The sequence below is a fragment of the Hafnia alvei genome (assembly GCF_964063325.1).
GTDB lineage: Bacteria > Pseudomonadota > Gammaproteobacteria > Enterobacterales > Enterobacteriaceae > Hafnia > Hafnia alvei_B.
Map to the genome: position 1 here is coordinate 4,086,293 of NZ_OZ061315.1, position 12,367 is coordinate 4,098,659.

16 protein-coding genes are annotated in these 12,367 nt (G+C 49.7%); 3 read left to right on the forward strand and 13 right to left on the reverse strand.

Annotated elements, in window-relative coordinates:
* Window positions 1-133: 133 nt before the first annotated feature.
* The 8 genes from AB3Y96_RS19095 to AB3Y96_RS19130 all read right to left on the reverse strand — a co-directional run bounded on the left by AB3Y96_RS19095 (window position 134) and on the right by AB3Y96_RS19130 (window position 5,830).
* Window positions 134-874: a 2-dehydro-3-deoxy-phosphogluconate aldolase gene (locus AB3Y96_RS19095; protein WP_367299958.1), complete on the reverse strand. Its 741-nt coding sequence runs from the start codon at window positions 872-874 to the stop codon at window positions 134-136.
* A 16-nt stretch (window positions 875-890) separates the two neighbouring features.
* Window positions 891-2,003, reverse strand: a complete 1,113-nt coding sequence (locus AB3Y96_RS19100) for a DgaE family pyridoxal phosphate-dependent ammonia lyase (RefSeq protein WP_367299959.1) — start codon at window positions 2,001-2,003, stop codon at window positions 891-893.
* The gene (locus AB3Y96_RS19105; protein ID WP_367299960.1) at window positions 1,993-3,126 is read right to left on the reverse strand and encodes an amidohydrolase/deacetylase family metallohydrolase; all 1,134 of its coding nucleotides are present in this window, start codon (window positions 3,124-3,126) and stop codon (window positions 1,993-1,995) included. The genes AB3Y96_RS19100 and AB3Y96_RS19105 overlap by 11 nt, the downstream gene beginning before the upstream one ends.
* A 76-nt stretch (window positions 3,127-3,202) precedes the next feature.
* On the reverse strand, window positions 3,203-3,850 hold the full coding sequence (locus tag AB3Y96_RS19110; protein ID WP_367299961.1) for a DUF4310 family protein: 648 nt from the start codon (window positions 3,848-3,850) through the stop codon (window positions 3,203-3,205).
* A gap of 18 nt (window positions 3,851-3,868) precedes the next feature.
* A complete protein-coding gene (locus tag AB3Y96_RS19115) occupies window positions 3,869-4,645 on the reverse strand; it encodes a DUF4311 domain-containing protein (RefSeq protein WP_025801113.1) in 777 nt (258 codons plus the stop codon).
* A 169-nt stretch (window positions 4,646-4,814) separates the two neighbouring features.
* The gene (locus AB3Y96_RS19120; protein ID WP_367299962.1) at window positions 4,815-5,114 is read right to left on the reverse strand and encodes a DUF4312 family protein; all 300 of its coding nucleotides are present in this window, start codon (window positions 5,112-5,114) and stop codon (window positions 4,815-4,817) included.
* A gap of 3 nt (window positions 5,115-5,117) precedes the next feature.
* Window positions 5,118-5,480 carry an SFCGS family glycine-rich protein gene (locus AB3Y96_RS19125; RefSeq protein WP_367299963.1) on the reverse strand — a complete coding sequence of 121 codons (363 nt, stop codon included), beginning with the start codon at window positions 5,478-5,480 and terminating at the stop codon, window positions 5,118-5,120.
* A 2-nt stretch (window positions 5,481-5,482) separates the two neighbouring features.
* Entirely contained in the window at window positions 5,483-5,830 is a 348-nt protein-coding gene (locus AB3Y96_RS19130) for a transcriptional regulator (RefSeq protein WP_072308507.1), read from the reverse strand.
* A gap of 430 nt (window positions 5,831-6,260) precedes the next feature.
* Between AB3Y96_RS19130 and rnk the strand changes: the two genes are divergently transcribed.
* Window positions 6,261-6,671 carry a nucleoside diphosphate kinase regulator gene (gene rnk / locus AB3Y96_RS19135; protein WP_025801109.1) on the forward strand — a complete coding sequence of 137 codons (411 nt, stop codon included), beginning with the start codon at window positions 6,261-6,263 and terminating at the stop codon, window positions 6,669-6,671.
* Window positions 6,672-6,828: 157 nt separating this feature from the next.
* Window positions 6,829-7,923: a transglutaminase-like domain-containing protein gene (locus AB3Y96_RS19140; RefSeq protein ID WP_367299964.1), complete on the forward strand. Its 1,095-nt coding sequence runs from the start codon at window positions 6,829-6,831 to the stop codon at window positions 7,921-7,923.
* A 61-nt stretch (window positions 7,924-7,984) separates the two neighbouring features.
* Here AB3Y96_RS19140 and AB3Y96_RS19145 read toward each other — a convergent pair whose 3' ends face one another.
* The 3 genes from AB3Y96_RS19145 to pmbA form a co-directional block, all read right to left on the reverse strand.
* Window positions 7,985-8,485 carry a cytochrome b/b6 domain-containing protein gene (locus tag AB3Y96_RS19145; protein ID WP_168780229.1) on the reverse strand — a complete coding sequence of 167 codons (501 nt, stop codon included), beginning with the start codon at window positions 8,483-8,485 and terminating at the stop codon, window positions 7,985-7,987.
* A 14-nt stretch (window positions 8,486-8,499) separates the two neighbouring features.
* On the reverse strand, window positions 8,500-8,892 hold the full coding sequence (gene cybC / locus AB3Y96_RS19150; protein ID WP_046459780.1) for a cytochrome b562: 393 nt from the start codon (window positions 8,890-8,892) through the stop codon (window positions 8,500-8,502).
* 538 nt (window positions 8,893-9,430) lie between these two features.
* Window positions 9,431-10,771: a metalloprotease PmbA gene (gene pmbA / locus AB3Y96_RS19155; protein WP_072308504.1), complete on the reverse strand. Its 1,341-nt coding sequence runs from the start codon at window positions 10,769-10,771 to the stop codon at window positions 9,431-9,433.
* Between the two features lie 188 nt (window positions 10,772-10,959).
* Between pmbA and yjgA the strand changes: the two genes are divergently transcribed.
* Window positions 10,960-11,517, forward strand: a complete 558-nt coding sequence (gene yjgA / locus AB3Y96_RS19160) for a ribosome biogenesis factor YjgA (protein ID WP_072308503.1) — start codon at window positions 10,960-10,962, stop codon at window positions 11,515-11,517.
* An 87-nt stretch (window positions 11,518-11,604) separates the two neighbouring features.
* Here the strand turns inward: yjgA and AB3Y96_RS19165 are convergent, their stop codons facing one another.
* Together AB3Y96_RS19165 and AB3Y96_RS19170 are read right to left on the reverse strand one after the other, a co-directional pair.
* Entirely contained in the window at window positions 11,605-11,883 is a 279-nt protein-coding gene (locus AB3Y96_RS19165; RefSeq protein WP_072308502.1) for a barstar family protein, read from the reverse strand.
* A gap of 5 nt (window positions 11,884-11,888) precedes the next feature.
* Window positions 11,889-12,347 carry a ribonuclease domain-containing protein gene (locus AB3Y96_RS19170; RefSeq protein ID WP_072308501.1) on the reverse strand — a complete coding sequence of 153 codons (459 nt, stop codon included), beginning with the start codon at window positions 12,345-12,347 and terminating at the stop codon, window positions 11,889-11,891.
* Between the last annotated feature and the right edge of the window lie 20 nt (window positions 12,348-12,367).

Below are 12,367 nucleotides of genomic sequence, written 5' to 3' on the forward strand. Positions count from 1 at the left end.
CTTAAAAAATTATCTCCCTCTATCCCTTCTCAGAAAAGGGGATCACTCACTGCGGTTCAATGGTTCTCGATCGGCTCTTCCTTCTGCCAACGAGCGAGGCTGGGAGAAGTTATCTCTCCCAGCCAAAAAAAGACTAACCCACCAGCTTCTTCACCATCCCAAGCAACCGTGCAACATCTTGCGGACGCGTATTCCCCGAGGCTTTATCAATGATCGAACTGTAGATATGCGGGATCACTTTTTCTACGCCAGCATCCAGCGCAATTTTCAGGATCGCTTCAAAGTTATCCAGATCGATCCCGCCCGTTGGCTCTAGCCAGAAGTTCTGTTTCGCACAGGCTTTAGCCACATACTCAAACTCTGCACGGCATTTCAACCCGCCCATTGGGAAGTATTTCACCGAGCTGCCGCCCATATCCTGTAATAGCGCAATCGCAGACTCGACAGGCACAATCGCACCGGGGCCTTGGCAGCTCAGCGGGCCAGTAGATATTTTCACCTGTCCGACCGTTCCGGTGGGCGACACTAAGCCATTCACCACGGATGCATTCTGCCCCAGCATTCCACGGCTGGTGCCCACGCCGGTAAATACCTGATTCACATGCTGTGGCTGTACCTCCGCTGAAATCTGCGACACCATCAACGACTGGTTAGGATCGCCGGCTCCCAGCCCCACAGACAGCGCATTATTAATCAGCGCTGAGTATTCCTTCATATCCGCCACGGCAGAAGAAACGTCAGGGTAGTCTTTCGATAGCACCCCAACCAGCACATAGCCTTCGGCCGCCTCATAAATTTCGCGGGCGTTCTCTTTAGAACCCGCCAACACGTTCAGGCAAACACGATTTTTATAAAATTTAGGTGTCAGTTGCATCAGTTAACTCCCTTAATTAGAACAATGCTTTAATACATTGGTAAACGGTATGCAGCTGCTCGGCGCTAACGCTACGCACATCCACTTCAATTTTTCCTTCGTTAGCTTTATAGCCACGGAAATAAATCGCGGGATCGCCGTTCTTCAAACGATCAACGATCTCCTGCGTGCTGATCCCTAATGCCGCATGATCGAAAGCGATTTCAGTGCGCGCAATATCGCGACCGGCGCTGTCCCAAACGACTTTTGCCTGTACGCCGTTGAGTGAATTCAGGTTCTCAATGAACACCGTCATTTTTTCAACCATCTGCTGGCCGCTCTCTTTTTCAAGAGTCATATAGCTGGCGATGGCCTGAGTCAGGCCAAGAATGCCTTCTTTACCCACTTTCATCGCCCGCCCAATCCCATTGGACTGCAGCTTCACCCACTCAACATACTGCTGCTTACCGATCACTAAACCACTGGTTGGGCCTTCAATCGCCTTAGCACCGCTATAAATCACCAGATCGGCGCCCATGTGGTAATAGCACTGCAAATCCTCTTCGGCCGCCGCATCAACAATAAGTGGTAGCTGGTGAGCTTTCGCGACTTCAGCGGCCTGTGCCACATTCAGCATGCTTTTCTGCACACAGTGATGGGATTTGATATACAGAATGGCGGCCGTATTTGGCGTAATTGCCGCAGCCAGCTGCGCTGGGGAGCATTCATTGGCATATCCCGCCTCGCGCAGCGTACCGCCCCCCAGTTGCACCATGGTGCCCACTGGCGCACCAAAGTTTACGTTATGGCCTTTTGGCACTACGATCTCGCTGGGAACATCATGCGGATGCGCATGCAGGTTTTCCAAACGGTACAGATTATCTTTAACGATTACCGCAGCCACCGACTGAGCGATCCCCGCAGAAGCGCAAGACACCACCACCGCATCTTCCACGCCAAGCAAATCAGCAATATAGCGACCGGTTTTGTTCACCAAATCTTTGACTTCAAAATAGTGATTCAGGCCAAAGTTAACGGCTTCAACCACATCTTCGCGCGGCGTCGACACGCCCAAAATGGTCATACGGCCTGAAGTATTGATCACCGTTTTCAGGTTATATTTCTGATAGATAGACTGATTAGAAGACATTTCTGGATTCTCCATCCTGAGTAAGCATTGGCTGCCCTGCCACAACGGCGGCCAGCGGCAGGATCAGGGTTTGCCCGCTCCTGCTTTGTTGTTCTGAGTCGGCATAAACCTGCGCCTGCTCAACCACATCAAAAATCGTAAAGTCAGCGTCGCAGCCCACGGCTAAGCGGCCTTTATTTGGCAAGCGCAGCGCCTGTGCGGCATTAGCAGTGACGCAATTGATAATTTGTGGCAGTGAGAGCCCTACCAGCAGGAATTTAGACATCACGTAGGCCAGGCTATAAACCGGCCCCTTAATACGATTTTTGCAGTAAATATCAGAGCTAATGGTGTGCGGATAAATCCCCTGCGCGATAGCCACTTCAGCCACATCAAAACTAAAGCTGGCGCTACCGTGTCCCACATCGAGTAAAACACCGCGATCCAACGCGCGCTTCACCGCGCTGCGTAACTCCCCTTCTGGGGTCAAAATGCGGTTTGGTTTGCCGTTATAGCAGTGGGTAATGATGTCACCCTGAGTCAATAAATCAGCAATATCATCGAGGTTTGGTGGATTGTTACCGATGTGCACCATCAGCGGTAAACCGCCGTTATTGGCCTGAATTTCTTTGGCGCGAACCAATGGCTGAATCCCGTTTTGCTGCACCACGCTGCTGCTCATTCGCGCCTTAATACCGACCACAAAGCCTTGGTGCGCCCGAATCGCCTTGTGCGCCAGCGCATCATCAATATCATTCATATCTCCCAGCTCATTTTGGCGCAGCAGACCAATGCGGGAGATATTCAGAAAGGCAAACACGTTGGTTTTAGCGTTACGGGTTAGGCGATAAAACTCATCGATGTCATCAGCGCCGGTGCTTCCCGCATCAACAACGGAGGTCACGCCGCTGGAAACACCCACCAGATCGGGCTCGTCGTTATAAATGGGAGAGGAGGGATAACAGTGGGTATGGGAATCAATCCAGCCAGCGCTGATGAAATATCGGCCTTGCAGATCGAGTGTTTTAGCCGCCGTCGCGTTATGTTCCAGCGAGCCTAGCGCCGCAATTTTTCCCTCTTTGACAGCAATATCCACCACGCTGCCGTCGGCACATTTTCCCTGTTTAATAATTAAATCGTACATCGCACACCTTCTTACTTCTTAGTTCAGGTGAAGAATGTCCCGCACCACGGTGCGGGCATTGAGGAGATTTGAATGGTTAAATCGCGACTGGGAAAATTGAGCCAAAAATCATGGCACCCAGAATTGCACCACCGGTGATCGGTTTCTGCCAGAGATAGAACAGCAGAGCGCCAATCAGTGAACCGATACCAATAGGAATCGACGCGGTAATCGCAGACAGAATAATCAACGGCCCCAAGAAGCGACCGGAAGCATTCCCCGCGCCCATCATCACGTCAGCACCGTAGGTTGAGTTGCTCTGATTGATGGTAAATTTACGCGCCAGAATAATCAGATAGCCAATCGCTAAACCAATCGCCAAGCCGGTTGCCAGCGAAGCGCCAAAGTTCTCTACCGGATAAACAAAGCCAGCCCCGAGTAACAGTGCAGGAACCCCCAAACCGACGCCGGTTTGGATAGCACCGCCGATATCCAAAATCCCCACTAAGGAACCTTCGATAATGCGGGCAAACAGGAAGCTCGCCCCGAATGCCGCTACCGCACCGTAAGAACCCGTATCGATGCCCGCACGCAGCATGGAAACAAACGCCACTTCGTTAAATGCGCCAATGCCGTACAGGTAGTACATATGTGTACCGGCGAACACACCGGCAGAGAGCAAGCCAACAAAGATCGGGAATGACCAGTCGGCGTACCAGAAGTTATTCTTTAATTTCTCGTCCATTATCTGTACTCCGCCTGATTATTTGCCGCTAAGGGTATTGTGGATTTGGTCTAACCAGAACGGCACACCAAGATGGAAGGACTCCAGCATTTTCATGTCGAAACCACGGAAGAAACCGCTCAGCACAAACAGCAGCACGATAACCGCCATCATGATCTTAGTAACCTTGTTCCAGCCGCTCTCCTCCACGCCTTTACCAATCAGGATGCCCAATACCAACCCCGGTACGGCGTTCCCCATGATAAGCTGCGCCAAACCACCGAAAATCGTGGCCCAGAAGCCAGAGCGACGCCCTGCATCAATGGCAGCTAACCAGAAAATCACTGGCATCACGGTATTCACCAGCAGGTTCGCCGCAGGCACCAGCACTTTCACCGCGGTGATTTGCAACGCGGCAGGTACCGCCGAAGCCGTTGAGTTCAGGAAGGCAACCACAATCACACCGATGATGCCGCAGGCAATCGCCATCTTTTTAGGGTCGTGCATGGTGGTAGCTAAGTCGCGGTTTTTCATCAACAATACAGCGGCACCCCAGTTAGGGATGATGCGGTGATCGACGTCCTGCGTGAATGCACCGGCGGCAACGGAAGATGCCCAGGCGTTAAAGAAGAAGCCCAAGCCAAAAGAGAAGTGGGAAGCCGGATCGCCTTCGCAGGAATTCAACTCGCCTAAAGTACGGAACGCCCCCATACCCTGAACCGTGGGCGCATGAAACATACGCGCGGCCCCTGCGCCAACCCCCACGCCAACCAATCCGCCGATAATAATCGACTTCAGGAGGATAATTAGAAACATCAGCATATTCCTTATAATGTTATATACCCGTCGTCTTTCAAACTGCCGCTTTTGGCATGCATGCTGAAAACGATGGAGTACAGGAGAACATTAAATAATTAATATTCTCCTATTGTGATAATACACTGGAGTAGTTACATACCGTTATATTTGACGCAGCATCAAATATTTAGGGTGCTAATTTAAAATCAATTTTATCGGTATCAACCGTTGTCATATTTACCGTAACGTCAATGGTTACAGAATAGAGGTATTTCTTTCTTGGCAAGAAAAAGAAAAGAAACTTTTCGGTCGTTATTTTCTCTTCTGCCCTAATGACTTTAATATAGACTGGTTCAATTCTCAGGAATACTTTTTTGGATTCCCGCAGTAATGCACCCTGAACGCTACTTAAAGCGGCGGCAAAAGCTTTTTGCTTGGTATCACTTTTACCACTGACGGAGACCGTCGTCGTGATATTTTCTTTCATAAATTAGCCACCGTATTTTTTGGCATACGCTTCAACTAATCTCTGGCCTAACTCTTCTTTATCCATAAAACCAAAACCCAGCACGTTATAGCCTTCGTTAATTGCGGTTACGCCTTCTTCAACCGAACGCATACCGTATTTTGCTTTGTAACCATGCTTAGTTTGAGCCGTAATTGCACCAGCGCCGCCGCTGCCGCAGAAAGAGATCCCCAGATTCGCTTCTTCCTGCTTCATTACGTCGCCCAGCTTCATATCAGCCGCAACCCCTGGGATGACAACTGCAACACCGCCAGCAGCTTCGACACCCTGTCCCACTTTCTGACCTTTACCCAGACGATCACCGATTACCACCTTAATTGCAGTCATGATTATTCTCCCGTTACACAACTTAATTCGTTTTCTTTGGCCACTTCAAAGTGGACAGATAATAAATGCGCTTCTTCATAGGCCAGATTATTAAACCAGCTAACAACCTGCTCTGCTAAATTTAGAGATAAAGGCGAAATTTCATCGAAGAGAGAAATATCGACTTCAGGTAATGCTTCACCCGTATGAGAACGTAACACCATGGCTTTAACGTGAGAAAATAACATCTGTTTTTGCACGTCATTAGGATAAATACCTTTATCCGTAAGCAGGCTGACAACTTTTTCAAGCGTCGTATTAGTTTCTGATTCTACTTTTTTCTCATCCACTGAGAGTTGTTGTTCTGCCACGCCTTCTCTCCCCTATTATTCATTTCAACCGGAGCGTTATCTCTGTTGATGTTTGTACCCTACAGCGGATAAATAAAAGTGAGCAGAGGGTCTTTTTCCAATTCAAACTGGAAATTAATGCCAAAAGCCATTTCCAGTTCAAATTTCGTTTAAAGTTCGGCAGTGGAAAATATTTTATTCCCTGATTTATCAGGAAAAAACAGTTGAGAGGTTATAAACCCGGATAGATTTTGATACTATCAATGCGTCGGATATAGACTGTCCGATTCGTGATACAGCTCACTTTTAAAAATCTGGCAAGCTATCTATTATCACGTTATAGAAATTTAGAAGAACTCTGAACCCTTGCGCTTACGGGCGCGAGGGTTTTCTTTTGACACAAGACAACAAGAACAGGAAAGCCTCCTGTCTACCTTACATGGAGAGAACTATGTCACGACCAGCCATTATTCTGAACGAACTCGATGCTGCCCGCTTAGACACGCTGCTTGAGCAGCCTGCTTTCGCCAGCCTGCCGGTCGCTGAAGCATTAAACAATGAGCTCGATCGCGCTGAAATGCTCAGCCCTGCAAACATGCCTGCTGACGTGGTAACCATGAACAGCCGGGTGAAATTCCGCGACCTCTCTTCCAAAGAAGAGCATGTGCGCACGCTGGTTTATCCTGCGAGCCTGAAAGACAGCGCGACTCAGCTGTCTGTTATGGCACCTATTGGCGCGGCATTACTCGGCTTGCGCGTAGGCGATGCCATTACATGGGAACTGCCAAACGGCCAGAAAACCCATATCGAAGTCTTGGAATTACAGTACCAGCCCGAAGCGGCCGGTGAGTATCATCGTTAATCATCACCGCTCGTAATCATTTTTAACGGGTAAAATATCTCTCTCACCTCGCTGGGTTAGCGGTTGGCTTCAGGCAAACAGAAACGGCGGATGAAAATAGGGAAGCCACATCAGACTCGCTGGCTTCCTTTTCCTACAACATAAATTTGGGAAACTCATGAACAGACGTCGTTTTCTTCGCCTTAGCGCTGCCGCTCCTTTCATTGCCTCGGCCCTTATGGGCATTAGCCACGCTAACGCAGCAAATGAAACCAAAGATTGGAACCACTATCGCGTCACAACACAGGTCGATATTCCGGCCACCAACGAAGCGGTGCAGCTGTGGCTGCCATTGCCCGCTACCCGCTTAGGCGACTACCAGCGGGCTCAAACGCCGCATTGGAAAGTATCAGACGATGGCAAAGCCAAGCTGATGCTGATAAAGCCATATAATACGCTGGTGCTGCATGTCAGTTGGCCCACCACAACCGCCGGTCAACATAGCGTGACCATGACGCAAAGCGTGAGCACGCGCAATCGCCATATCGATCTTAAAACCCCTCCGGCCAATCCCGTTAAGCTAACAGCAGAAGAAATGGCGCTCTATTTGCAGCCAACGCGCTATTTACCAACCGACGGCATCGTGGCTAAAACAGCCAACAAAATCATTCAAGGACGCGGCGACAACAACATCGATCGCGCCAAAATGATCTATGACTGGGTGGTGGCCAATACCCAGCGCGATCCCAAAACGCAGGGCTGCGGCGACGGTAACGTTAAGCAAATGCTCGACAGCGGTAATCTTTCCGGTAAATGCGCCGACATCAATGCGCTGTTTGTGGCGCTAGCGCGCTCGGTTGGTATTCCTGCTCGCGATGCCTACGGCGTGCGCTTAGGTAAGTCAGACATGGGCTTTAACAGCCTAGGCAAAGATGGCGATATCACCAAAGCCCAGCACTGCCGCGCGGAGTTTTATATGGAAGGTTATGGTTGGATCCCGGTCGATCCTGCCGATGTGCGCAAAGTGATGCTGGAAGAACAAGCCGGTGGTCTACCGTTTAGCGATCCTAAGGTACAAAAAGCCAACGACTGGATGTTTGGCGGTTGGGAGATGAACTGGATGGCCTACAACCATGCCCATGACCTCAAACTTCCAGGTACCCAAGATCAGGCGGCTTACCTGATGTATCCACAAGCCCAGGTTGGAGATACAAAATTGGATAGCTTGAAGCCAGACACTTTCAAATACTCGATTAACAGCGTGAAGCTTTAATCATCGCGCTACGCCAACCCTTTCATCACTCGAAGAGAGGGTTGGACGTTTACAGAGTCGCTCATCGTTTACCCGGCAACATGGCGCGCACCAAGTCTTTACGCAACCAAATCGACATCACAATCACCGCCACAATATGCACACAAACCAGCGCAGTGACAGCGTTAACTAACCAATAATGCCAATCATCAACCGGATAGAGATCGATGAAATCCGTATCTTGTGCCCAGCCGGTGAGTGCAACCAGTGGCAACAAGATCCAGAACAGCCAAATCCCAATAGCGCCTAGCGGATTATGATGTAACCCCGCTGGGGAAGTTCGCATTTTCAGCTCGCGAAAATGGTTCTTCAGAGATGAGGGCGTTGGAACGATGGCAGACAAACGCGCGGGGCCTTTGGCGAACGTCAGCCCCCACAGCAGGCGTAGGATAACTAGGCTCGCCACGGCAAGCCCAATCCCCTGATGCCAATCGCTGCCCGGCTTGGTGACATGTAGGCGGTTAAGCAAAAAGCCCAGCGCTACGCCCCAATGGGTGACGCGCACGACCCCATCCCAACGCATCCCCAGCGCCATAATTACTTATACTTCTTATGGTAAGCGTTGCGCGTATCTTTAAATTTCTCAGCGGCGGCTTTCGCTTGCTCAAACTGCCCTGCATCAGCGAGCTTCTCAGCATCGTTGATTTGGCCAATCAGAATATCTAACCCATGACGAAAATCTGTCATTTTTGCACCATCAGCAGGCTCTTTTTCCAGCTTAGGCGGAGTCCCCTTCTGTGCTTCTTGAGCTCCTGCCTTCATGCCTTCCAGCGCTTTTTTAAACTCTTGCGGGTTATCCGTCTTTAACGCGGTTTTATAGTTGCTGGCGATGGTATCCATTGCATCACCCACATCTTCTCCAGCTGCATAGGCCAAAGAACTCCCCATCAACATTGCCGCACTTGCCAACATCAGTAATGTTTTACGCATCTTATTTTATCCTTACTTATTGATAACATTTGCTCACGTTTATCAACATAGAGAGTAGGGGCGGGATGTGCAAGATATGAAAGAGGAATTTACGTTTATTGACGGGGTAATTGTGCGTAATTTGAAGATTTTGAGAAAGGTTTCGACCGCCTATCGGTAACGGCTTTCACATATGACTTGGTTAGAAGGCGTCCGAGTCGGGTGGCCCCAAACCTAACGTCGACATCCTGTCGACGTTGCTCGAACTACCATGACTTAACCTTTAAAAACAAAAATAACCGGTTTTGTATTTTTAGTGTTCCATGAAGCACATTTTAGATTCGCCATCAGGGATGATGGTGAAAGGTTGAGGGCGTGCAGGGATGCACGCTCCGAAACCGGTCGGCCAAACAACTCAGGAAAAAGCGCGAGAGTGAAGAGGTTGCGCGCTAGCAACCTTTTCTCGGACGCTCACGTCAGCACTTAAATGGAGATATATTTGCTAACTAGCGTTCGAAACCTATCATCAATACAACAAATTCTGTATCGCCCCTAAACCCTACTCCCCCGCAATCTTCATCGCTTCCAGCAGCGCCGAGCCGCACTGGATATTACTGCGTAGTTCGATGTCATCACCCATGGTGACCAAATTCGACCACATATCTTTCAGATTACCGGCAATCGTCACTTCGCTTACTGGATACTGGATTTCACCATTCTCAACCCAGAAACCAGCCGCTCCGCGAGAATAATCACCGGTTACACCGCTCACGCCTTGGCCCATCAGCTCTGTCACTAAGAAGCCGGTACCCATTTTCTTCAGCATATCCTCAAAGCCCAAACCTTGGCCCGCGATACGCCAGTTATGAATACCACCCGCATGCCCAGTGCTTTGCATACCCAGCTTACGTGCTGAATAGCTGGTCATCAGCCAAGTCTGTAACACACCATTTTCGACAATATTACGTTCCACGGTGCGCACACCTTCGCTGTCAAACGGCGTAGAGGCCATTCCTTTCAACAGATGCGGTTGTTCATTGATGGTCAGCCATTCAGGCAGGATCTGCTTGCCAAGGCTATCGAGTAAGAAGGTTGATTTGCGATAAACGCTGCTGCCGCTAATTGCACCTACGAGATGACCAAATAGCCCCGTAGCCACTTCGGCAGCAAACATGATCGGCGCTTCCATGGTCGGCAGACGACGTGGCGCTAAACGTGAAAGCGTACGGCGAGCGCACTCCTCACCAACCCATTCAGGCGTTTTCAGATCGTTGATATCACGCGCAATGGTATATGCATAGTCGCGTTCCATATCACCTTCGTGCTCGGCAATCACACAGCTAGAAAGCGAATGACGGCTGGAGCTGTAGCTTTGCAGCATACCGTGGCTGTTACCAAAAACTTTGATGCCATAGTGGCTGTTAAAGCTGCCGCCTTCGGTATTCGTAATACGCGGGTCAAACTGCAAAGAAGCCTGCTCGGCACGCGCCGCTAATTCAATGCCGCGTTCCGCGTCCAATTCGGCAGGGTGGAACAGATCTAGATCCGGCGCATCAAACGCCAGCAGCTCTTTATCTGCCGGGCCAGCAAACGGATCGGGAGAGGTATAGCGCGCAATATCGAGCGCGGCCTGCACGGTGCGGGCAATCGCATCAGGGCTCAGGTCAGTCGACGACGCGCTCCCCTTGCGCTGCTGGTGATAAACGGTGATGCCTAAAGCACCATCGCTGTTAAATTCAACATTTTCAACTTCGCCAAAACGAGTGCTAATACTGATGCCGGTGGTTTTGGTGACGGCCACTTCGGCGGCATCGGCACCGACTTTAGCCAGTTCCAACGCCTGTGCAACCGCGTTTTCCAGCGTCTTGCGTTGTTCTGCAACCTGAGTGATTACTTTCATCAATCTGCCATAATTATCAGAAATGGATTAAACCACCGGCGCAATCATCGCCGTAGGCCGTTATGATAGGCACCTTAACGTGCCAGTTTCTAAAGCTTAGCTGTCTCTGAGTTTATCAGGAACTGAGATCAATTTCGCACAATCGCTACAACCTGATAGGATTAGCGTCTTTTTTTAAGGAATCAGATATGCAGAAGCATCCAGACGAAGACTGGTTAGACGAAGTACCCGAAAACGACATTGATAAAGATGAAGACGACGAGATCATCTGGGTCAGCAAAAGCGAGATCAAACGCGATGCAGAAGCCCTGAAAGATCTTGGCGCAGAGCTGGTCGATCTCGGCAAAAACGCGCTGGATAAAATCCCGCTGGACGCCGATCTGCGTGCTGCCATTGAGCTAGCACAGCGCATCAAAAAAGAAGGCCGCCGCCGTCAGCTACAGCTGATTGGTAAAATGCTGCGTCAACGTGACCCAGAACCAATCCAGACTGCGCTAGATAAACTCAACAACCGTCACAACCAGCAGGTCGCACTGTTCCATAAACTGGAACAAATTCGTGACCGTTTGATTGATGAAGGCGATGACGCAATTTCGATTGTATTGGATCTCTATCCGCAGGCCGATCGTCAGCAGCTACGTTCGCTGATCCGCAATGCGAAGAAAGAGAAGGCTACCAACAAGCCGCCTAAGTCAGCCCGCCAGATTTTCCAATACCTGCGCGAACTGTCTGAAGAAAGCGAGTAATGGCGCCCCTGCCAGTGCATCTTTCAGCCAAGCGGATGACCGCTTGAAGGATGCACTGCTGCAGTTGCTAATGAATGTATGTTTGCCCTAAAGGTTTTTTTCTGCCGTATTAAAACGTAGCGCCCCTTCCAGCTCCTCTTCAGCTTCTTCAAAAAGCAGAACCAGCGCGGCAAAGCGACGTTTTTTATGGCCGTTAAAATTTACGAACTCAATCTCTACCGGTAGTTTGATACCCGCCGTCACCACATCCCAGAGCGCATCAAGATTATTGCCAAACTCACTATCAAGAGAAAATGCTAGGCTAAACTGGCGGTAAAATGCCGGAAGATCGGCAATATGACTAAAATCGAACTTAACTTTATTCATGCTGATCACTCCATTTTAGTAAAGTTGCGATAGTGATCTCGCGTTACGTAAATCAGCCCATCATTAGAGTAGATCAACCGATCGGCCTGCCGATGTCCGCAGCGATAATTGATATCAGCTTCTCGCCACACTCGTTTTGCTTTTTGCGGTAAGCGTTTTTCACGATTAGAAAAACGATCGCCGCCAATCGCTTTGCCGGGAAGCACGCTGCATAAATTTCCCGCGCTGGGTTCCCATCCTTCCACCCTCGCCTGTTTTTTCGTGATGTAAAAACTAGGCAGTCGTTGGTGTTCGCGTAAATAGCTAATAACACGATCCTGTTTGGTAAGCTGCTCAATATCTTCTGACGTCGAAACTGATTGCCCTTCATTACTGCTACTGCTGTTGGCAGCCTGACTGTTAAGAAAAGCCACCCCGCTCAATGCCAGAATAATCAGTAATCCGGTCCATAAACGCTTTGCCATACATCCTCACCCAACCATTG